The sequence below is a fragment of the Ochrobactrum sp. PL_is501 genome (assembly GCF_055816895.1).
Window position 1 is genome coordinate 258,642 of the sequence record NZ_JBVPGR010000040.1, and the last position, 21,622, is coordinate 280,263.

A 21,622-nucleotide genomic window follows, 5' to 3' on the forward strand; every position below is an offset into this window, starting at 1 on the left:
CTTTATATGCCTGTTGCCCATTGTTTTTGCAATGCGACTTTAGCGCAATGCAGCTATGCGTTTTACGCATGACTATGCCAGACATGAAAATCATTTAAAATCATCTGGTTAGGCCGAAAAAAATTACTTCGTAATATTATAATGAGCAGATCGACCGCCTAAAGCATGGGCATCGACAACAAAACCATGCCCGCAAATTTGGCAAATCACCCTTTTTGAGTCGCCCAGGGCAGATGTCACGCAACTGTCACTGCAATGCAGCGGGCCTGTCACACAACGCGCCTAAAAGCCCCGGCAAGACGCCGCGCATGATGCGCCCGGCGCATGTGCGGTGCGTGAAAAGTGCTGCCCACAGACAGACCCGAGAAGGAGCGTACCCGTGCGGATCGTTCAGATTACAGACACCCACCTCAGCCCAATCAAGCCGCACTTCAACCGCAACTGGGAGCCGCTCGTTGCCTGGATCGACCAGCAGAAGCCCGATCTCATCATCCACACCGGCGACCTGACGGTCGATGGCGCCGACGTGGAGGCCGACCTTCTGTTCTGCCGCGCCTGCCTGAACGAACTTCCCGCCCGCGTTCTTACCCTTCCGGGCAATCACGATATTGGTCATCTTCCCGAAAGCCACCAGCCCGTCAATCCGCAGCGCCTGATGCGCTGGCGCCGTCATATCGGCCCGGACCGCTGGGCGGAAAACTTCGGCGACTGGCGCATTATCGGCCTCAACAGCCTCGTCATCGGCTCCGGTGAAGCCGAAGAAGCCGAACAGTTCCAGTGGCTCGAAGATGAATTGAAGCACAGCGACGGCAAGCCGGTCGCCGTCTTCGCACACAAGCCGCTTTTCGTAGACGATCCGGACGAGGGCGACAGCGGTTACTGGGGCATTCGCCCTGCCCCGCGCCAGCGTCTTTATGATCTTTTCGCCCGGTATAATGTGCGGCTTCACGCCAGCGGCCATCTGCACCGCGCATGGTCGGGCGATGCCTTCGGCACGAACTATGTCTGGGCGCCTGCCGCAGCCTTCATCGTCGGGCCGATGGAACGCGATCTCCCCGGCGAGCGCATTCTGGGCGCGGTCGTTCACGATCTCGATGAAGTTGCCACAAGCAGCATCGTGCGCATCGATGCGCTGACGCCCTATGTCATCGACGATGTGGTGCATGAAGTTTATCCGCACCACACCGGCGATGGCGAGAAGGTTATCGAGGAGGCAAGCCAGTGAGCACGCTCGTCCTCCGCGACATCGGCAAATCCTACGGGGGAAACCGCATTCTCGATGGCATTTCCATCGAAGCCGCGGAAGGCGAATTCATCGCCCTTGTCGGCCCGTCAGGATGCGGCAAGAGCACGCTTTTACGCATTCTCGCCGGTCTCGACCATGCGGATGAAGGAAGCGTCGAGCTTGCAGGGCGCAATATAACCGGCGCGCACCCTGCCGATCGCAACATCGCCATGGTGTTCCAGTCCTATGCGCTCTATCCCCACCTGACGGCGGCGCAGAACATTGCCGTGCCGCTTGCGATGCGCGATCTGACCGCCGTGGAACGCCTGCCAATGATCGGCGCTTTCGTTCCGGGCCAGCGCGGCAAACGCGCCACCATCCAGAAACAGGTCAAGGCCACCGCAACCAGCCTCAAGATCGACCATTTGCTTGACCGCAAGCCGGGCCAGATGTCGGGCGGCCAGCGCCAGCGCGTGGCGCTTGCCCGTGCGCTCGTACGTCAGCCGGGCGCATTCCTGATGGATGAGCCGCTGTCGAACCTCGATGCCAATCTGCGCGTTCACACCCGTGCGGAAATCGTCGAACTGCATCGCCGCGCCGGTGTTCCCACCATCTACGTGACCCACGATCAGGCCGAAGCGCTCAGCATGGCCGACCGCGTTGCGGTGATGATGGGCGGCAAGCTGCTGCAGATCGACACGCCGACCGCGATCTATAACGATCCGCGCCATATCGAGGTCGCACAGTTCATCGGCACACCGCGCATCAATATTCTGGAAGCATTGGTCAGCGATAACGGCATGGTGCATTTTGCCGGTCGCGCCATCTTGCAGGGTGTCGCTGCCCATTCCGGCACCAATATCCGCATCGGCATTCGTCCCGAACATTTTAAGCTCAAGCCGCACGACAAGACGGGCATTGCGGGCACGGTCTCGCGGATTGAGTTTCTGGGCTCGGAAGTGCTCGTCTATCTCAAGGCTCCCGGTGCAGCGCAGGATCTCACCGTGAAGCTTGCCCCGGAAGAAGCCCGAGATATCGTTGTCGGCCTCCCCGTCGGCCTGCATTTCGATGCCGGCCACGCCTATCTCTTCGGGGAAGACGGCCTGCGCCTGCGCCAGCCCGCCGGGAATATCGTCAAAACCGCATCGCCGGCAAAGGCCGCCGCTCATGTCTGATATAACGTTAACCGGCTCTGCGGCCACCGGCGCGCGCACAGCGGCTGAGGAAGCCCGCCGCCGCGAGGAACGGCTTGCCTGGAAGCTGGCGGCTCCGGCCATCATCCTGACGGTGCTGCTGATTCTTCTTCCGACAGCCGCCGTCATTTTCTGGAGCCTGACCAATTTCGAGCTCGGTTATGACGGTTTCGAATTCATCGGGCTGGAAAACTATGCCGAATTGTTCAGCGACCGCACTTTCCTCGTCTCGCTGAAGAACACCGCCATCTATACCGCCATCGTCGCGCCCGCTTCCGTCTTTCTCGGTCTCGGCGTGGCCCTCCTTATCGAAGGCGAAGTTTGCGGCAAATCCTTCTTCCGCACGGTTTACTTCCTGCCGGTGGCTTCGCTCCTCGTCGCCATGGCCACCGTCTGGCAATATCTGCTGCACCCGACCCTTGGCCCCGTCAACGCCATGCTGGGCATGATCGGCATTGCCGGTCCCAACTGGCTTGGCTCCAGCGACACCGTGCTGTTCAGCCTCGCACTGATCGGCGTCTGGCAGAGTGTCGGCTTCAACATGGTGCTGTTTCTGGCCGGTCTCACCGCCATTCCGCGAGAACTCTATTCCGCTGCCGAAGTGGACGGCGTGAAAAACGGCTGGGAGCGCTTCCGGCTGGTCACTTGGCCCCTGCTCGGCCCGACCACGCTTTTCGTCACGACGATCAGCATCATCAACGCCGTGAAAGTCTTCGAAACGGTCAAGACGCTGACCGAAGGCGGTCCGAACAAGGCTTCGGAAGTCCTGCTCTGGACCATCTATCAGGAAGGCTTCGTCTATCTGCGCGTCGGCTATGCCTCGGCAATGACGGTAATCTTTCTCGCGGTTCTTGTGATCCTGATGATGCTGCAATTCCGCGTGCTGGATCGCCGCACCCATTATTGAGGATATCCGGATGACATTGGCTCGTTCTTTCCGTCTTGGACTTCTGTCGCTGGGTGCCCTGCTTTTCCTCGCGCCCTATATCTTCATGCTGTCGACGGCAGCAAAATCGCAGCAGGACATATTCTCCTCCTCCCTGTCGCTGATCCCACACAACTGGGCGCTTTGGGAAAACATCACCAAGGCGATGAGCCGCGTACCGATGGGGCTTTTGCTGTTCAACGGCGTGGTCGTCTGCGCGCTCGTCCTGGTCATCCAGGTCGTGGTCGCCATTCCCTGCGCCTACGCCATGGCAAAGCTCAACTTCCGCGGCCAGCGCATCATGATGATGATGGTCATGCTCGGCCTGCTGGTGCCGATCCACGCCACGGCACTGCCCTTCTATGTCGGCTTCAATCAGCTCGGCGTACTCAACAGCTACTTTGCCCTCAGCGCCCCGTTCTTCATCTCGGTCTTCGGCATATTCCTGTTCCTGCAATTCTTCCGCGCCATGCCGGATGATCTCATCAGCGCCGCGCGTCTCGATGGCATGTCGGAAGCGGGCATCGTCATGCGGGTGATCGTGCCGAATGCCTGGCCTGCGATTACCGCCTTCTCGATTTTCTCGGTTGTCGCGCACTGGAACGACCTGTTCTGGCCGCTGATCGTCGTCAACGGCATGGAACGCGCCACGCCGCCGCTCGGCCTCCTTTATTTCCGCGCCGCCGAAGCAGGCGATGATTACGGCGCGCTGATGGCGGCAACCCTCATCATCACCCTGCCGCTGTTGCTGGCATTTCTGGCCGCCCAGCGCCGCTTCATCGAAGGCATCACCCTCACCGGCCTCAAGGGCTGAATTCGTCCCTCCCATCCTCCACAGGAGTTCAAACATGAAACGCTTTTCCGGCGCCCTTGCTGCTCTGGCCATGGCAACGGCCTTCGGCTCGCCCGCCCTTGCCGACACGACGCTGAACGTGCACTACCCGATGCCGGGTTTCTTCAAGGATGTCATGGCCGACATCTCCAAGAAGTTCATGGAAGAAAATCCGGACATCAAGATCAACTTCGTCAGCCCGTCCGCAACCTACGAAGAAGGCATCCAGACGATCATGCGTCAGGCCGGAACGTCGGAAATGCCGGATATCACCTTCACCGGTCTGAACCGCCTGCGCGTGCTGGCGGAGCGCAATATCGGCGTCGACATGAAGCCGCTCGTCGAAAAAGAAACCGACATGGAAGCGCAGGGCTTCACCGATCACCTGCTCAGCCTCGCCCGCGTCGGCGACCGTCAGGTCGGTCTTGCTTTCGCAACCTCCAACCCGATCATGTATTACAATGCCGATCTCCTGAAGGCGGCAGGCGGCAATCCGGACAATCCGCCGACCAGCTGGGACGAAGTGATTGAACTGGGCGGCAAGATCAAGGCGCTCGGCAACGGCAATGAGGGCATCGATTTCCGCTGGCAGGGCGACGACTGGATGTTTTCAGCACTTCTGTTCGGCGCGGGCGGCACCATGCTGACCGAAGACGAGAAGAAGGTCGCCTTCAACGGACCGGAGGGGCTTGAAGCTTTCAAGCTCATCGACCGCATGGTGAAGGAAGGCGGCATGCCGGTTCTGACCAAGGCGGCTGGCGAGCAGGCTTTTGCTGCCGGGAAGGTCGGCTTCTCGTTCCAGACGACCGGTGCGCTGCGCAACACGATCAAGAATGTCGGCGACAAGTTCGATCTTCGCACGGCGAAAATCCCGCTCATCAATGCTGAAAAGGGTCGTCTTCCAACCGGCGGCAACGCGGTCGTCATCCTGACCGAAGATCAGGCCAAGCTTGATGCGGCATGGAAATTCGCCAAATTCGCCGCCGGGCCATACGGCGCTTCCGTTGTCGTTCCGGGCACCGGCTATGTGCCGAACAACGAACTGGCCGCGAAGTCCGACGAATATCTCGGCAAGTTCTATGAGGAAAATCCGCTCTTCAAGGCTGGTCTCAGCCAGATGTCGCTGATGATCCCGTGGTATGCCTTCCCCGGTTCCAACGGCGTGAAGGTGACGCAGACTATCGTGGACAATCTTTCGCGCGTCGTCGAGCAGTCCGCCACCCCGGAAGACGCCCTTGCCGATGCCTCCAGGGAAGTCCAGCGCCTGCTGCCACGCAAGTAGTCAGCCATCACCAAAAACAAAAAGGCCGCGCTGATTGCCAGCGCGGCCTTTTTTCAATCACGGCATGCGATCAATAGGTCCAGTTGCGGGCCTTCGAGAACAGGAAGTCGCGGAAGGCGTGCAGTTTCGCGGAATTCTTCAAGGCTTCCGGATAGCAGAAGAACGTATCGAAGGACGGTATTTCCTCCAGTTCCGGCAGAAGCTGCACCAGGCCGGATTCCTTGTCCGCCATATAGTCGGGCAGGACGGCGATACCGACGCCGCGCTGCACGGCGCGGCGGATCGACAGGAGATTGTTGACCTGCAATGCCGGGATGCGCGAGCTGCCATCGGTGCGTCCGGCGATCTCCAGCCAGTTCAGGCCGGTCAGATAACTCGGCGCCGGTTCACCGAAGGTCACGACGCGGTGCTGGTCGATCTCGTCTATCGAGTTGAGCTTGCCATATTTCGAGACATAACCCGCCGACGCATAGACATGCATATGCACCGTGAACAGACGGCGCTGGATCAGGTCGGGCTGCTGCGGCTGCCGCAACCGGATGGCGCAATCCGCATGGCGCATCGTCAGGTCCAGCTCCTCATTGTCGAGGATCAGCTGAAGCTGGATATCGGGATAAAGCTCGACAAATTCCTGAATGCGCTCGATCAGCCAGCCGGAACCGAGACCGACGGTCGTCGTGACGCGCAGGCGGCCCGTTGGCTTTTCCTTGCTCTCGGCCAGTCTCGACCGAACATTTTCAAGCTTCATCAGCACGTCATGTGCGGTGCGATAGAGCGTTTCGCCCTGCTCGGTCAGGATGAGACCGCGCGCATGACGATGAAACAGCGGGACGCCGACATCCTGCTCCAACGCGCTTACCTGACGCGAAATAGCCGATTGCGACAGATGCAATGTCTGGGCGGCGTGGGTGAACGACCCAGCCTCAGCCGCCGCATGAAAAATGCGCAGTTTATCCCAGTCGAGCGGTGCGACCACGGTATTCCCCTCTCATTACTCCGCAGCTTCGTGCAGCGGTTCCTGTGCGGCAAGCCAGCGCTCGGCCTCAAGGGCGGCCATGCAGCCCATACCGGCAGCAGTCACGGCCTGACGATAGATGTCGTCCGTGACGTCGCCCGCGGCGAAAATGCCCGGAACATCGGTAGCCGTCGAATCGGGCGCGGTCCATAGATAACCGTTCGGCTTCTGCTTGAGTTTGCCCTCGAACAAAGAAACCGCAGGCGCGTGGCCGATAGCGACAAAAACGCCATGCGTATCGAGTTCCTGCGTCTCGCCCGTCACGACATTCTTGAGGCGCACGCCAGTCACGGTCGCGCCCATCGGCGGCTTTGCCTCAGTGCCGAGGATTTCGTCGATCACGCTGTTCCAGACGACCGAGACGTTCTGGCGCGAAAGCAGGCGATCCTGCATGATCTTCTCTGCGCGGAAACCGTCGCGGCGATGCACGACCGTCACGCTCTTGGCAAGATGCGACAGGTAAAGCGCTTCCTCGACAGCGGTATTGCCGCCGCCGACCACGACCACATCCTTGCCGCGATAGAAGAAACCGTCGCAGGTGGCGCAGGCCGAAACGCCGCCGCCCATGAAGGTCTGCTCGCTGTCGAGGCCAAGCCACTTGGCCTGTGCGCCCGTGGCGATAATCAGGGCATCGCAGGTATAGATCGTGCCGGAATCACCTTTCAGGCGGAAGGGGCGCACCGTCGTTTCAACCTCGGTGATGATGTCGTGGACGATTTCAGCGCCGACATTTTGCGCCTGCGTCGCCATCTGGTCCATCATCCATGGTCCCTGCACCGGCTCGGCATAGCCCGGATAGTTTTCCACGTCAGTCGTGATCATCAGCTGACCGCCCTGCTGCAGCCCGGCAATCACGATGGGCTTCAGCAGGGCGCGCGCAGCATAAATCGCCGCAGTATAACCAGCAGGACCCGAGCCGATGACAATGACTGGCGCATGACGCTGTGACATGAAGTTTTCTCCGGTCCCGGAGCGCTTCGGCCTGCTCAAGCCCTGTCAGCGCCCCACATGTTGGCTTTCACGTGCGCCTCGAACCATTCACAATCCGGCACACATTAAAATCGATTTAAAGCGGCGGGTTCCAGTCCGCCAGAATCGCTTTCGCATCCTGTTCGGCCAATGCCCCGATATTATGGCCAAGGTAGGTCCGCCCCTGATGGTTTGCAAGGTTCCACAGGGATTTGCTGCGCTTTAGCCACAGCTTGTGGCCATTTGAGCAAAGCCTTGCGCGCCAGTACGTTGCGGGTGGATCGATCTCACGCTAAACAAGGCTTGATACGTGGAATAATCCGCCAACCCCGGAGCCGACCGCCATTTACAAGACAGTCGCCAATATCTGCGCGCGCTTCGGCCTCATCATGGCGGCAGCCATGCTTCTGCCCGCGGCAATCGACCTGCGCGACGGCAGCGACGATTGGCTTATCTTCGTGCGCTCGGCTGCGGCGACAGGCGCGCTTTCTGCGCTGTTTCTGCTGGCCACGCAAAACCAGACAATGCGCTTCACGCCGCGCCTCGGTTTTCTGCTGACAGCCTGCCTGTGGCTCACCGCAGGCTTTCTCGGCTCGATCCCGCTTTATTTTTCGCATCTACCAATCAGCTACGCCACGGCGTTCTTCGAGGCCATGTCCGGCGTCACATCCACCGGCGCGACCGCCCTCACCGGGCTCGACAACATGCAGCGCGGCATTCTCTTGTGGCGTTCGCTTCTTTGCTGGATCGGCGGCGTCGGCTTTATCGGCCTGGCGCTCCTGATGCTGCCATCGCTGCGGGCGGGCGGGCTTGCGCTCTTTCATATGGAGAACTCCGACAAATCGGAGAAAATCCTGCCGCGCATGAACCAGATCGCGCTCGGCATCGTGCTTGCTTATCTCAGCCTGACCGCCGCCTGCATCGTCGCCTATTTTGCCGTCGGCATGAGTGTTTTCGACGCCATCAATCATGGCCTGACCACTGTGGCAACGGCGGGCTTCTCCACCCATGACAGCTCAATCGGCTTCTATGCGGGAAACCGCCTGCTGCTGGTCGTGTCCACGATCTTCATGGCGCTTTCCGCGCTCCCCTTCGTGCTTTACATCAAGGCCTTCATGCCGCGCCGCATGGAATCGCTCGCCGATCCGCAGGTAAAACTGTTCTTCGCCATCGCGATCGGGTTCAGCTTTGCGCTCGCCGTGGTGCTGCGGCTCGGCTCCGATGTGCCTTTTGGCGACGCGCTGATTTCCGCCTCGTTTCATTTCGTGTCGGTCATGACCACGACAGGCTATGCGACCGAAGACTATTCGCTGTGGGGACCGCCCGCGATTGGAATTTTCTTTCTCGCTTCGTTTCTTGGCGGCTGCGCCGGTTCCACCTCCGGCGGCGTCAAGATGAACCGCCTCATTATCCTGTGGAACCTCACGCAGGCCAATCTCGCCCGTCTCATCATGCCGCATGCCGTCATCAAGATCCGCTACGGCAGCTCGGAAATCTCCGGAGAAATTGCGCAGAACGTGCTTTTGTACCTGTTTCTCTATTGCGCATCGCTTGTCATCGGCGCGGTCCTGCTGGCCTCGCTGGGTCTCGATTTCGTGTCAGCCTTCACCGGCGCGCTGACGGCGCTTTCCAATGTCGGCCCCGGTTTTGGCGACACGATTGGTCCCGTCGGCAACTTTTCCACCATTCACGACCCCGCCTTGTGGGTGCTTTCGTTCCTGATGCTGGTCGGGCGTCTGGAGCTTGTTACGGTGTATATCCTGTTCACTCGCGCGTTTTGGGTGCGCTGACAGAGTGTTGATGCATGTCTCCCAAAAGTGGGAACCGGTTTTGGGACAAAGACATGCATGAAAACAAAACCCGAAGCGTGTCATGTGACTACGATAAAACGCGACACGCTTTATGCAGTTTACATCCGCCTGTTTCATTTGATAAGAGCAGGATTAGATTGCGCCACGATGGCGACGAATGTTCTATAATTACCCCGGAATGAAATTTCCTTGCGCGCGGAGTTACGCATGCCGATCAAGGCCGATCTGGATGAAATCGATTGGAAAATCCTTCGGGAGCTCCAGAATAACGGGCGCATCACCAATGTCGAGCTGGCCGAACGCGTCGGCATTTCGGCCCCGCCCTGCCTTCGCCGCGTGCGCAAACTGGAAGAAAGCGGCGTCATCCGCGGTTATCGCGCCATTTTGAACGGCAATTCGCTCGGACAGGACCTCGTTGCGTTCTGCTCGGTCGGCCTGCATCGTCAGGCGGATGCGGACCTCAAGGCTTTCGCGGAGAAAACCAAGCAATGGCCGCTGGTACGCCGCGCCTGGATGGTCTCGGGCGAATCCGACTTCCTGCTCCATTGCGTCGCGCGTGATCTCAATACGTTCCAGACCTTCGTGATCGAGGAACTGACCGCGGCTCCCAACGTGGATTCCGTGCGCACTGCGCTGACCATTCGTCCGGTCAAGGACGAACCGCTGATGATTCTCTAAAGCATTTTCGAGCCAAAAGCGTGAAACGTCTACGCGGGGAAATCAGTTCACTGGACTGATTTCTTATCCCGCTTCGATGCGTTGGATAATGCGATAAAACAAATAGTTAGAGCGATTCCGGCGATTCTGTTAGAACAGGAACCGCTCTAAATGCCTGAAACAAAAAGCGGCATGTGTGTGCGAAAATGGTCATTTTCGAGCACCGGAACGCAGAAAAGCGCCATTTACAGCCACACAGGACCACTTTTGGAACAGGCTCGAGATTATTTCCCGGCGAACACGCGCTCGTAAACACCGCTGATCGCAGCCGCTTCCTTTTCGAGCGGAAACGTGGCGCGAACATGCCTGAGCGCATTTTCGCCGTCGCGCTCGGCCAGCGCCGGATCGGCCAGATATGGCTCGATAGCCTTGCGCAGCGCTTCCCCGTCACCAGCCGCAACGGATGTTCCGGTGCCTTCCACGATCATTTCCGCATAGGCGCCCGCATCGCTGGCAACAACCGCCGTTTGCGATGCCATGGCTTCAAGCGGCGTCAGCCCGAAACCTTCATTGCGCGAAGGCGCAACATAGAGCGTCAGGCGTCGATACCAGACGCGGATATCGGACACTTCGCCCAGAATAAGAATGCGATCCTGCAAGCCCGCAGCCGCGATCTTCGCCTTCAATCCATCTTCAAAAGACTGGTGTTCGGCAGTCGTGCGGCCGGTAATGATCGCCGTCCAGTCCGGATACTTCGGCAGGAGCGCAACCATCGCATCGACAAAAAGGTCCGTTCCCTTGGAGGAGCGCACACGACCGAAACAGCCGACGGCATATTTTCCCGCCAGGCCGGACGCCGCGAAACTGTCCTCTTCGCCAACCGGCGGATGAAACCGCTGCAAATCCACGCCATGCATGATGACATCGTGCGGCACTTCAAGAAAGCTTCCCGAGCGGCCGCTCGTTGCAATCACCGCATTCATGCGGCGGATCAGCCATTTGGTGAAGGGCTTGTGGTGGCGCTGCGCAGCGGAAGTAAAGATCAGCCTCAGTTTCATGCGCAACACATCGCGCATGAAAATACCGGCGAGCATTTCGATATTGCGCCGCGCGTGCCAGATGCGGAACGGCTTCGTTCGCGGCTTCGACCAGAAGGACAGCGATGCGCCCCATCCCAGATGCGGGAGCGTATCGGGCAGGCCCGGCCCCATCGTCGCGATGTTCAGGCCCTTTGCGCGCTGCAATGGGATAAGCTGAACGATCGTCGATGTAACCCCGGAGAGGCGGCGCTTGAAATTCGGCGCCACCACCGCGACATCCTGAACCGGGACTTTCATGGAAATCAGACGAACTTCAAGCCGACGATTTCGTAGGAACGCGAACCGCCGGGTGCGTTGACTTCAATCGTGTCGCCTTCGCCCTTGCCGATCAGCGCGCGCGCTATCGGCGATGAAATGGAGATGCGGCCCTGCTTCACATCGGCTTCCTGATCGCCGACGATCTGGTAGATTTTCTCTTCTTCCGTATCTTCATCGATCATGGTGACGGTCGCGCCGAACTTGATGCGGTCGCCCGACAGCTTGGAAACGTCGATGACTTCCGCGCGCGCAACCAGATCTTCCAGCTCGTTGATACGGCCTTCATTCAGGCTCTGGGCTTCTTTCGCAGCGTGATATTCGGCGTTTTCGGACAGGTCGCCATGCGCACGCGCTTCAGCAATTGCCTCAATAATCCGAGGGCGCTCCGATTGCTGGCGCCAGCGCAGCTCTTCCTTGAGCTTTTCGAAACCGCCAGGGGTCATAGGGAACTTTTCCATACCCAGTCCTTTCCTTCATCCGGCGCTTCGCCTCTCCCCGAGGCCCTGCACGCACCGGCAGTTTGATTTGCCCGCCTCACCTCGCGCAATGCTTGGATAGTGCGAGGCGCTTTTCGAAGGCTTTCCTGCCTCCGAGACACAAAAAGAAAACGGTCACCGAAACATCCGTTTCGGAACCGTTCGAATAGCCATTCACAGAACTATAGCATTTCCATCCATCATTTCACGTGGAAAAATATGTTCCTGTCAACTCTCTGCAAAAGCGACGTTTTCTCGCGCCGGTTATTTTGGCTTGACTGGCCAGTTCGCGGGCCATTTCTCCGGGCCCCCCGCATAATTGCCATCGCAATCGCCTTTTGAGCGCTCCTGAACCAGCACGAAACGCACCCGGCCCTCTCCGCTGTCTGTGGCTTTCCAGACATCGTAAATGCCGCAGTCACCAAGCCCCCTGCCCTTGAAGAAAGCCGTCAGCGTCAGGGATTTCTGGTTCCAGTCGATGTTCCATGCCGTGTCGGTCACTGTCGGGCCGTCGTCGGAAATGGTCGGCAGGGAGATCGGCACGATCTTGTTTTCATAGCGGCTATAGAAAGCATAAGGCTGATTATAGGCGCCCGGCGAGCCGCACGGCAGGCCGACGAGATCGAGACCATCGGCAATCCTTGTCTCGAAGCCGCCCGCATTGCGGAACGTTTCCGGGCTGGCGCCGCCGCAAATCGCGGCTTCATCGGAAAAATCCTTGCGGATTTCAGCCGGTATCTGTTCGACCGTCTCAATCAGCTTGAGTACGGGCGGAACGGGCGCCGGCTTGCTGCCCTTGACCTGCAACGCCTCGACGGTTCCATCGCGCGATTGTTGCTCATCCACATAGATCAGCCCGCCGACAAGCCCCGAAAGCGAATAGGTCGAAGTCTTTCCGGCCAGTTTCAGCTGCAACTTCTGGCCGTTCTTCATCCCTTCAAGCGCTTTGGCAACATCGCCCGCATAATCCAGCTGGTCGTCCTGCGCCTTCAAGGCTGAGACGTCGACGTCAAGCAGCGGCTGGCCGTCGACGGAAATCTCCAGCTTGCCGGTTTTCCGGGATTGATCGACATAGGAAAGCCGCAAGACCGGCTTCGCCCCCGGCTGGCTGCTGCGAAAGATACCTATTCCTATACCGGGTTCGGGCGCGCCATCGCCTGCGACCGGCGTCAGGGTCAATGTGCAGTTCTGCGCGAAATCGCACAGGACCTGCGTGTCGCGAACCTTCTTGAAAGCCGCCTGCGATTCCCCACCCGCCACAAACAGCATCGCCGCGGCAATCGATGTCACTGCAATGGGCTTGTTATTCAAAGAGAGCATAAAACACTCCGTCAGCAAGAAATCACCTTCGCAGCGGCCAACACGCAGAAATGTCGCAGAATCGGAAGTTCCCTTGCCGCCTGCCTGCAATATTGCCTATAGCATGACGGCTGGAAAGATCGAGCCGAGGTAAGAATGACGCGCGTACAGGCCAACATGCTGCTGCTTCTGGCGGGCGCCATCTGGGGCATGGGCTTCGTCGCGCAATCGACGGCGATGGCCAGTATCGGGCCATTTGTATTCATCGGCATCCGCTCGGCAATCGCCTCGCTCACCGTCCTGCCATGGGCCGTGGCGGAAGGACGCCGCGCGAAGATAGGCCTCCGCCGGTCGGACTATCTCTTCTTCATGGTCATCGGCCTGAGCCTGTTCATCGGGCTTGTTCTCCAGCAGATCGGGCTCATCACCACATCCGTCACCAATGCCGGTTTTCTGACCGGGCTTTATGTGGTGATGGTGCCGGTGCTTGGCGTCATCCTGTTTCGCACATGGCCGCACCCGGTGGTCTGGCCCAGTGCGGCGGCTTGCCTTGCAGGCATCTTCCTGCTCTCCGGCGGCACGCTGACCGCGCTCAAGCAGGGCGACCTGCTGGTCATCGGCGGCGCTGTGTTCTGGGCATTGCAGGTGGTCCTGATCAGCCGTGCAAACCGCGCCGCGCGACCGATAACGCTGAGCTGCGTCCAGTTTGCGACCAGCGCCGTCGCCGGTCTTGCCATCGCTTCCATGGTTGAAGATTTCAACTGGACCGCCATCACGCTGACCTGGAAGGAAATCCTCTTCACCGGCGTTTTCTCGTCCGGCGTCGCCTTCACCCTGCAGGCCATCGGGCAGCGCTATACCACCTCCGCGCAGGCCGCGATCTTCCTGGCATCGGAGGCGCTCTTCGCGGCCCTGTTCGGCGCAATCTTCCTCGGCGAACGCGTGACCTTCACCGGCCTCATCGGCTGCGGGCTGATCTTCTCCGCCATGATGGCCGTCGAACTCATTCCCATGTTCTGGAAACGCAAGCCGGAGCTTGCCGCCGCCGAGTGATTTCCATCAGGCCTTGAAGATCAAAGCCGCGCCGCCCGCAATGAGCGCAAAGCCCAGCAGGTGGTGCCAGGTAAAGGCTTCCTTGAGATAGAAGACCGAGAACAGGCTGAAGATCGCCAGTGTGATGACCTCCTGAATGGTCTTGAGCTGCGCCGCCGAATAGACCTCATGCCCGATGCGGTTGGCCGGAACTGCGAGACAATATTCGATCAGCGCGATACCCCAGCTGATGAAAATGACGGCGACCAGCGGTGTGCTGGTGAATTTCAGATGCCCGTACCAGGCGAATGTCATGAAAACGTTGGAGCCGATGAGAAGCAGGATCGGCAGGACGCTTGGCGAAATCAGTGCTGACATGGAAATGACTTCAGGGACCGGGAGGATGTTGTCTGCGGCATGGCCCGAAACCGCCGCACGGTGATAGAACAACGGCGGCAATTTGCCAATCCTGCACGCTGTTGCCCCCATTACGCCACAGCCCTTAACGCGGGCGCTGACTCTTCCTTTACGCTTGCAGGCTAATATTCAGGGAACGCCATCGGTCTGGTCTCCTGAAGAAAGGTATGGACATGAGTTCCGCGTTGTCCGCCACCGCTCCAGTCAGCCGCCAGCGCCCCCGGTTGCGAGGTCTGGCCCCTTCTCTGTCTATCGTGTTGCTGGCCATCCTCGCTGGCTGTTCCGGCGAAAGCGCCCCGCGCCCGCAGGCCAGTGTCGGCAATTCCGATGTGATGGTCCCCGAGGCCCCGGTGGCGAGAACGGCACCGGTCGCACCCCCGCCCGTCATGCAGGAACCGCAGGAAGAACGCGTCGTCGGGCTCGCCGAAGAGGAAGAAAACCACGTCGCCCAATCCACGCCGCAGAGCCGTCCGCAATATTCGGGCGACTACGGCTTCACGCCCCCCATTCAGAACCCGGTGACGGCTGCCGAAAACATCTACACGATGTCCAATGCGGAAGCCGCCTGCCGCACGCGCCTCAAACGGCTCGGCGTCGTCTTCAAGGAAAAGCCGACCATCTATCGCAGCAGTTCCTGCCATATCGAGAACCCGATCGAAGTGTCGGGCTTCAACAGCGGCTCCATCGCGTTCAAGCCGGCGGCGACGCTGAACTGTCAGGTGACGGAGGCCTTCGCCCGTTGGATCAAGGGCGACCTGCAACCCGCCTCGCGGCTGCGCTATCTGTCCGGCGTCAGCACGATCTATAATGCCGGAGGCTATTCCTGCCGCACGATGAACCACCGTCGCGGCGCGAAAATGTCGGAACATTCACGCGGCAACGCCATCGACGTCACCAAGATCGTGCTGAACAACGGCAAGAACATCATGGTGCGCAAGCCGGGCTTCTTCGCCTTTCGCGAAAAAGGCCTGCTCAACAGCGTGCGCTCCGATGCTTGCGGTTATTTCACGACGGTTCTCGGCCCCGGCTACAACCCGGAACATGCCGACCATTTCCATTTCGACCTGATGCAGCGCCGCAGCGGCTATCGCGCCTGCAAATAGAAGAAGCCCGGCCTTAGAGCCTGAATCAAAAAGCGGCAGGCCGAGGCGAAAATGGCGACTTTTGGAACAGGCTCTTACAGGCATGGCCTGCGCCGGGTTTCCTTTCATCATCGGTTCATTCTTCCGGCGGAACCGGCGTCGGCTTGCCGTTCTCGTCCAGCGAAACCATGACAAATTCGGCATGGGTAACGAGGTCGCGCCGGTCGCTGAGATAGCGCTTCGCCCACGCCTCGACCCGCAGCGTGATCGAGGTGCGGCCCACCCGCGTAATATCCGTATAGACGCAGAGCGTGTCGCCGATCTTCACCGGCCGGGCGAACGCCATTTCGCGCACCGCCGCCGTGACCGTGCGCCCCTTGGCGCGCTCGGCGGAGCGAATCCCGGCAGCCATGTCCATCTGCGCCATCACCCAGCCGCCGAAAATATCATAGGCCGAATTGGCATCCTTGGGCATGGCGGAAACGCGGATGGTCAGCGTGCCGTTCGGCTCATTGTCAATAGTCATGACTGTCAGTCCTTGAGTGCTTGAGAGAGTCGCCTGCCAATATGAGACATGGCCGCGCCGAAGAAAAGTGCCGCGCAATGCGCTTTAACCGTTAAAATCAGGCTGAACCCAAAAGGTTGGCAATAATTAATCATGAATTGAAATTGATGATCCGTGATGCATCCATATAATAATCTCCATGCTATAAGTAATGATGGAAAGTATATTAGAGGAACGATAAATGAACCTATCGATGAAGGCTTCCATATTTACATTAGCATTCCTTGTTTCAGCAAATGCTTATGCATCATCGGCAATCGTCACCTCGACAGTTAATCTGCGCACCGGCCCCGGCACCCAGTATGGAACCATCGGGGCGATCCCGAATGGCGTTGGAGTTACAGTCGCGGGCTGCACCAGCGGCTATGGCTGGTGTCAGGTGACTTACGGCGGCATGACCGGCTGGGCGGCATCGAGCTATATCGCCATCCAGACGGGCAACGGCTACACGACCAACGACAATTTCGGCTCCACTGCCGCCGCTGTCGGCATACCGCTGATCGCGGGCATGGCCATAGGCGCGGCGGTCGCCAATAGCGGACCCCGCTATTACGACCCTTACTATCGCGGCGGCTGGGGTCGCGGCCCGACCATCGTCAATGGCTGCGTTGGCCGCAATTGCCAGTCGAACTGGGGCCCGCCGCGCCCGCATTGGGTAGACCGTCCGGGCTGGAACGATCATCCGGGCTATCATCACGATTTCGGGCCGGGCCCGCGTCGTTTCGGCAGGCGGTAAAAAGGCCTGCTCCTGACAGCCTTCTGTCAGGAGCATCGCCGGATATGTTGAGGGCGCGAAGGATTTCACCTTCGCGCCCTTTTCATTTGGGCGTTGAAATTCCATATTGGAAGCATGACGCGGAAAGTGGAAACCGGTTCCGCTTAAGACATGCGGTAACATTATAGGGTCATGGCTTCCTCAAAAGACAAACACTCCCAGGATTCGCACGACAAGGCTGGCGGCTTCGGTGAAGCGCCACAGGCCGGGTTTTCAGGCGCGCCCCTATCCGGGTCTATTGCTGATTGGGCAAAGGAAATCGGTGACGAGGCGACCAAAACCAGCCAACCGCGCGAAGCGCGGCAAGGGCGACCGCCTGTCGCGCCAGATGGCGCGTCTCCCCGCGACGCCAAAGGCGCGCAAAAAAATGAGGGGCGGAGCGAGCCGCATAGCGGCGGCGGCGTGAGCGCAAAAAAAGCACCCAAGAAGATTCCCGAGCGCAGCAAGGAAGCGTCGCGCACAGGCCGCGGCACGTCGATGGGCGGCGCGGCTTCCGCCAAGGAACGCGCGGCGGCTGGCCTCAATCCCGTTGCCGGTCTCGACATCAGCCTTGAAGACGCCGCAGGTCTGAACCCCTCCGGCGCAACGGCCACGGTTCAGGCCCTGTCCGACCTGATCGCTTCCGGCAACCCTCTGTTCAAGAATGGCGAGTTGTGGACGCCGCACCGCCCCGTGCGCCCGGAGAAATCCGAAGGCGGCGTCCCGATCCGCATGGAAACCGAGTTCGAGCCGTCCGGCGACCAGCCGACGGCCATTCGCGATCTGGTGGAAGGGTTGGAGAACAATGACCGCACGCAGGTTCTGCTCGGCGTCACCGGCTCCGGCAAGACCTTCACCATGGCGCAGGTCATCCAGCAGACGCAGCGCCCTGCCCTGATCCTCGCGCCCAACAAGACCTTGGCCGCGCAGCTTTATGGCGAGTTCAAGAACTTCTTCCCGAACAACGCCGTCGAATATTTCGTTTCCTACTACGATTACTACCAGCCGGAAGCCTATGTGCCGCGCTCGGACACCTATATCGAGAAGGAATCGTCCATCAACGAGCAGATCGACCGGATGCGCCACTCGGCCACCCGTGCGCTGCTTGAGCGCGACGACGTCATCATCGTCGCCTCCGTGTCGTGCATCTACGGTATCGGTTCGGTCGAAACCTATACGGCCATGACCTTCGAAATGAAGATCGGCGACCGGCTCGACCAGCGCCAGCTTCTCGCCGATCTGGTGGCGCAGCAATACAAGCGTCAGGACATCAATTTCGTGCGCGGCTCGTTCCGTGTGCGCGGCGACACGATCGAACTGTTCCCGGCCCACTTGGAAGATCGCGCCTGGCGCATTTCGCTTTTCGGTGACGAGATCGAATCCATCACCGAGTTCGACCCGCTGACCGGCCAGAAGACCGGCGAGCTGAAATCGGTGAAGATCTACGCGAACTCGCACTATGTGACGCCGCGCCCGACGCTCAATCAGGCGATCAAGTCGATCAAGGAAGAGCTGAAGCACCGGCTTGACGAATTGACCCGCGCCGGTCGCCTGCTGGAAGCGCAGCGCCTCGACCAGCGCACGACATTCGACCTCGAAATGCTGGAAGCGACCGGCTCCTGCGCCGGCATCGAAAACTATTCGCGCTACCTGACCGGGCGCAACCCCGGCGAGCCGCCGCCGACCCTGTTCGAATATATTCCCGACAATGCGCTGGTTTTCATCGATGAAAGCCACGTCACCGTCCCACAGATCGGCGGCATGTATCGCGGCGACTTCCGCCGCAAGGCAACGCTTGCCGAATATGGCTTCCGCCTGCCCTCCTGCATGGACAACCGCCCGCTCCGCTTCGAGGAGTGGGATGCCATGCGCCCGCAGACCATCGCCGTTTCGGCAACGCCGGGCGGCTGGGAAATGGAAGAAGCGGGCGGCGTGTTCGCGGAACAGGTCATCCGCCCGACCGGGCTGATCGACCCGCCGGTCGAAATTCGCCCCGCCAAGACGCAGGTCGACGACGTGCTGGGCGAAATTCGCGATACGGCGGCAAAGGGCTATCGCACACTGGTCACGGTGCTGACCAAGCGCATGGCAGAAGACCTGACCGAATATCTGCATGAGCAGGGCGTGCGCGTGCGCTACATGCACTCGGATATCGACACGCTGGAGCGCATCGAGATTATCCGTGACCTGCGGCTTGGCGCCTTCGACGTGCTGGTCGGCATCAACCTGCTGCGCGAAGGGCTCGACATTCCCGAATGCGGCTTCGTCGCCATTCTCGACGCCGACAAGGAAGGCTTCCTGCGTTCGGAAACCTCGCTTATCCAGACCATTGGCCGTGCGGCGCGTAACGTTGACGGCAAGGTCATTCTCTACGCCGACAACATCACCGGCTCGATGCAGCGCGCGATGGATGAAACCAGCCGCCGCCGCGAAAAGCAGGTCGCCTATAATGAAGAGCACGGCATCACGCCAGCTTCGGTGAAGAAGAATATCTCGGATATTCTCGGCTCTGTTTACGAGCGCGATCATGTCCGCGCGGATATTTCGGGCTTTGCGGAAGAAGGCGCGATGATGGGCAACAATCTTGCCGCCCATCTGGAACATCTGGAAAAACAGATGCGCGACGCCGCTGCCGATCTCGACTTCGAGAAGGCCGCGCGGCTGCGCGACGAGATCAAGCGCCTGCGCGAGACGGAATTGGCCATTGCCGACGATCCGCTGGCGCGCGAGTTCGAGGCGGGCGATGCGGGAGCCAGCCGCAACAAGGGCAAGCCGACCGGCAATTCGCGCTTCCGCAAGCCGACGCTGGATGAAATGGGTGCGGATACGACGCGCCCGCTTGGCAAGCCGTCGCTGTTCCAGAAGCCGTCGCTTGACGATATGGGGCCGGGCACGGACATGGCGAAACCGTTGTTCCGCAAGAACACGCTGGACGAAATGACGGTCAAGCGGACGGAAGTGCCGAGCGGCGGCAACGATGCGGCGATCCGCCGTGAGCGCGCGGGCATCGGCTCTTACGAAGACCCGGCAGAAACAGCGCGCAAGAAGCGCCGCCCCGGCAAGACAGGCCGACCGGGGCGGTAAAGCGATATGGCAAACTACGGGCTATTCGGAGTAAGCATACTTAAAGAAACAACGAAGACACTTTCGATGTACCGCTTGAAAAAAACTATGAATGATCGAACGTCGCTTAGAGATATATCATTCGCATCATCGTTATGATGAACAATGTTATTTCTTTTATCAACAACAGAACCGACCACGTTTTTTACGGAATCAAAGTCCTTATTTTCCTGCACTTTGCACCCAAGTAGTTCGAATAGTTTCATCGCTTTCCACGGATTTGCAGAAAGCTTATCACTAATAACCTTCTCATCTATTCCGAGTTCAAAGTTAGAAAATTTTGAATGTTTTTTTTCGTCAAAATTTTCTTTGAATAAACTCCACGCAACGATATTGTGCGAAACTTGAGCTGAAAGAAGTCGCTTAGACATCGTCCGAACGACATTCATTGCAACATCCTTTAAGCATGCTTCCGATATAGCACAGAGATTGATAAGATAAGACCTCGTGTAGAAGTTGACATTATCCGTGAACAGAACGTCGGGAGAGTCGCTGAGTATTCTTTTCTCCGTCTCTAGAATTATGAAATCTAGCTTTTCCAGCTGTTTAACGTAGAGATCAAGGATTTCAGAAGCCATCGGAAAGCGCTTTACTTAATAGGTCGTTCCACAGCTCTGTCCGTTTCGCGATAGACGTCTTCATCTGGAGACCACCTGCCGTGGTTTTCTTAAATTCCGGTGAAGAACACAGCATTTTATACGCATCTAGAATGGATTTTTTGTGAGGGATAAGCTCTCTTTTGTTTCGCAGGCCAATTGTTTGCATTAACAAATCATAGTAAACCATACCCTGCCGGGGCCTGGATTTATTCATGTCAACAAATAAATCTGAACCAAAAATAGCTTTGCAATTTTCGAGAGCGCTATTAAATTGCTTCTTTTTTAGCTCATATTCAGCCTTATTGATATTCGCATTATCTTCCATATACGAATCTAGAAACTCTTTTAGATTGTTTCTATATTCACCGATATTCTCCTTAAAAGCAAAGAATCTTAGAACCTGTTCTTCGGATTCTCTGCTATCTTTCTTAGAATTGCCATTGGTTACGCTACCAAAATTCCTTATTTCGGGCAGTTCAGAAAGTTCACCTAATAACTCGTCGAGGCGACCTGGATAGAGCGCATGGCGGATTTCTTGGTCAGAAAGCTTTACTGCTCCTTGATTAAGCCGGGAGAATATTTCTCGGACTAGACGTGTAGGATTTTCTTTTCTTAGAACAATACATCTTATTGTTGTCGATTCTAAATCAGACTGATAGCCGCCAATTTCCGAAAATTTTTTTCCTTCAAGTTCTTTGAAGGTAGTCATGTTCTCCAATGCAAATTCATCGGCGAAAAACTTTTTAATAGTTGTTATTCTCTGAACGCCATCAATTACTATATGGCGAGCCTTTTCATCCTCCGCGAAGTAGCAAGATGGGAGCGGTATTCGCATCAGACAAGATTCGATAAATTTGGACGACCTCTCCCAACCCTCCTTGTCCCACTTATATGCCCGCTGAAAATCTGGATTAAGTACCAATTTGCCAGAATTAACGCGTGAAACTAGTGTTTCAAAGGGATAGTCGATCGGATAAAGATTTAGTGTTTTCTCATTTTCCATTGCTT

General features: G+C 58.2%; 20 protein-coding genes. 11 read left to right on the forward strand and 9 right to left on the reverse strand.

What is annotated here, in order from left to right; genetic code table 11:
* Nucleotides 1-379 precede the first annotated feature (379 nt).
* The 5 genes from AC0TOF_RS20760 to AC0TOF_RS20780 are packed head-to-tail and all read left to right on the forward strand — an operon-like array spanning nucleotide 380 to nucleotide 5,457.
* Nucleotides 380-1,225, forward strand: coding sequence for a metallophosphoesterase family protein (locus AC0TOF_RS20760; RefSeq protein ID WP_473769643.1), 846 nt, complete (start codon nucleotides 380-382; stop codon nucleotides 1,223-1,225).
* Nucleotides 1,222-2,400 carry an ABC transporter ATP-binding protein gene (locus AC0TOF_RS20765; RefSeq protein WP_473769644.1) on the forward strand — a complete coding sequence of 393 codons (1,179 nt, stop codon included), beginning with the start codon at nucleotides 1,222-1,224 and terminating at the stop codon, nucleotides 2,398-2,400. Before AC0TOF_RS20760 ends, AC0TOF_RS20765 begins: the two co-directional genes overlap by 4 nt.
* Entirely contained in the window at nucleotides 2,393-3,325 is a 933-nt protein-coding gene (locus AC0TOF_RS20770) for a carbohydrate ABC transporter permease (protein ID WP_473769645.1), read from the forward strand. Before AC0TOF_RS20765 ends, AC0TOF_RS20770 begins: the two co-directional genes overlap by 8 nt.
* A 10-nt stretch (nucleotides 3,326-3,335) precedes the next feature.
* A complete protein-coding gene (locus tag AC0TOF_RS20775) occupies nucleotides 3,336-4,157 on the forward strand; it encodes a carbohydrate ABC transporter permease (RefSeq protein ID WP_121985994.1) in 822 nt (273 codons plus the stop codon).
* Nucleotides 4,158-4,191: 34 nt separating this feature from the next.
* Nucleotides 4,192-5,457: an ABC transporter substrate-binding protein gene (locus AC0TOF_RS20780; RefSeq protein ID WP_473769646.1), complete on the forward strand. Its 1,266-nt coding sequence runs from the start codon at nucleotides 4,192-4,194 to the stop codon at nucleotides 5,455-5,457.
* A gap of 70 nt (nucleotides 5,458-5,527) precedes the next feature.
* Here the strand turns inward: AC0TOF_RS20780 and AC0TOF_RS20785 are convergent, their stop codons facing one another.
* Nucleotides 5,528-6,433, reverse strand: a complete 906-nt coding sequence (locus tag AC0TOF_RS20785; protein ID WP_122001258.1) for a LysR family transcriptional regulator — start codon at nucleotides 6,431-6,433, stop codon at nucleotides 5,528-5,530.
* A gap of 15 nt (nucleotides 6,434-6,448) precedes the next feature.
* Nucleotides 6,449-7,423, reverse strand: coding sequence for a thioredoxin-disulfide reductase (gene trxB / locus AC0TOF_RS20790; RefSeq protein ID WP_473769647.1), 975 nt, complete (start codon nucleotides 7,421-7,423; stop codon nucleotides 6,449-6,451).
* Nucleotides 7,424-7,830: 407 nt separating this feature from the next.
* Here trxB and AC0TOF_RS20795 point away from each other — a divergent pair, with 407 nt between their 5' ends.
* Nucleotides 7,831-9,231: a TrkH family potassium uptake protein gene (locus AC0TOF_RS20795; RefSeq protein ID WP_473769648.1), complete on the forward strand. Its 1,401-nt coding sequence runs from the start codon at nucleotides 7,831-7,833 to the stop codon at nucleotides 9,229-9,231.
* Between the two features lie 228 nt (nucleotides 9,232-9,459).
* Nucleotides 9,460-9,930, forward strand: a complete 471-nt coding sequence (locus tag AC0TOF_RS20800; RefSeq protein ID WP_006471903.1) for an Lrp/AsnC family transcriptional regulator — start codon at nucleotides 9,460-9,462, stop codon at nucleotides 9,928-9,930.
* Between the two features lie 263 nt (nucleotides 9,931-10,193).
* Here the strand turns inward: AC0TOF_RS20800 and AC0TOF_RS20805 are convergent, their stop codons facing one another.
* From AC0TOF_RS20805 to AC0TOF_RS20815, 3 genes are all read right to left on the reverse strand, one after another.
* Entirely contained in the window at nucleotides 10,194-11,246 is a 1,053-nt protein-coding gene (locus tag AC0TOF_RS20805; protein WP_473769649.1) for a glycosyltransferase family 4 protein, read from the reverse strand.
* Between the two features lie 5 nt (nucleotides 11,247-11,251).
* On the reverse strand, nucleotides 11,252-11,725 hold the full coding sequence (gene greA / locus AC0TOF_RS20810; protein ID WP_121982779.1) for a transcription elongation factor GreA: 474 nt from the start codon (nucleotides 11,723-11,725) through the stop codon (nucleotides 11,252-11,254).
* Nucleotides 11,726-12,007: 282 nt separating this feature from the next.
* On the reverse strand, nucleotides 12,008-13,063 hold the full coding sequence (locus AC0TOF_RS20815) for a DUF1176 domain-containing protein (RefSeq protein WP_473769650.1): 1,056 nt from the start codon (nucleotides 13,061-13,063) through the stop codon (nucleotides 12,008-12,010).
* A gap of 135 nt (nucleotides 13,064-13,198) precedes the next feature.
* Between AC0TOF_RS20815 and AC0TOF_RS20820 the strand changes: the two genes are divergently transcribed.
* Nucleotides 13,199-14,095, forward strand: coding sequence for a DMT family transporter (locus AC0TOF_RS20820; protein WP_473769651.1), 897 nt, complete (start codon nucleotides 13,199-13,201; stop codon nucleotides 14,093-14,095).
* 6 nt (nucleotides 14,096-14,101) lie between these two features.
* Here the strand turns inward: AC0TOF_RS20820 and AC0TOF_RS20825 are convergent, their stop codons facing one another.
* Nucleotides 14,102-14,452, reverse strand: a complete 351-nt coding sequence (locus AC0TOF_RS20825) for a DMT family protein (protein ID WP_473769842.1) — start codon at nucleotides 14,450-14,452, stop codon at nucleotides 14,102-14,104.
* A gap of 212 nt (nucleotides 14,453-14,664) precedes the next feature.
* Between AC0TOF_RS20825 and AC0TOF_RS20830 the strand changes: the two genes are divergently transcribed.
* Complete coding sequence (locus AC0TOF_RS20830) at nucleotides 14,665-15,594, forward strand: extensin-like domain-containing protein (protein ID WP_473769652.1); 930 nt, start codon at nucleotides 14,665-14,667, stop codon at nucleotides 15,592-15,594.
* 115 nt (nucleotides 15,595-15,709) lie between these two features.
* On the opposite strand, the gene AC0TOF_RS20835 is transcribed toward AC0TOF_RS20830, so the two are convergent.
* Nucleotides 15,710-16,099, reverse strand: a complete 390-nt coding sequence (locus AC0TOF_RS20835; protein WP_122001264.1) for an acyl-CoA thioesterase — start codon at nucleotides 16,097-16,099, stop codon at nucleotides 15,710-15,712.
* Between the two features lie 220 nt (nucleotides 16,100-16,319).
* On the opposite strand from AC0TOF_RS20835, the gene AC0TOF_RS20840 reads away from it, so the two are divergent.
* Entirely contained in the window at nucleotides 16,320-16,874 is a 555-nt protein-coding gene (locus tag AC0TOF_RS20840; RefSeq protein WP_473769653.1) for an SH3 domain-containing protein, read from the forward strand.
* 441 nt (nucleotides 16,875-17,315) lie between these two features.
* Nucleotides 17,316-19,976 (forward strand): excinuclease ABC subunit UvrB, encoded by a 2,661-nt coding sequence (uvrB, locus tag AC0TOF_RS20845; protein WP_473769843.1) that lies wholly within the window; start codon nucleotides 17,316-17,318, stop codon nucleotides 19,974-19,976.
* Between the two features lie 14 nt (nucleotides 19,977-19,990).
* Here uvrB and AC0TOF_RS20850 read toward each other — a convergent pair whose 3' ends face one another.
* Together AC0TOF_RS20850 and AC0TOF_RS20855 are read right to left on the reverse strand one after the other, a co-directional pair.
* A complete protein-coding gene (locus AC0TOF_RS20850; RefSeq protein ID WP_473769654.1) occupies nucleotides 19,991-20,593 on the reverse strand; it encodes a HEPN domain-containing protein in 603 nt (200 codons plus the stop codon).
* Nucleotides 20,583-21,617 carry a DUF262 domain-containing protein gene (locus tag AC0TOF_RS20855; protein ID WP_473769655.1) on the reverse strand — a complete coding sequence of 345 codons (1,035 nt, stop codon included), beginning with the start codon at nucleotides 21,615-21,617 and terminating at the stop codon, nucleotides 20,583-20,585. Before AC0TOF_RS20855 ends, AC0TOF_RS20850 begins: the two co-directional genes overlap by 11 nt.
* Nucleotides 21,618-21,622 lie beyond the last annotated feature (5 nt).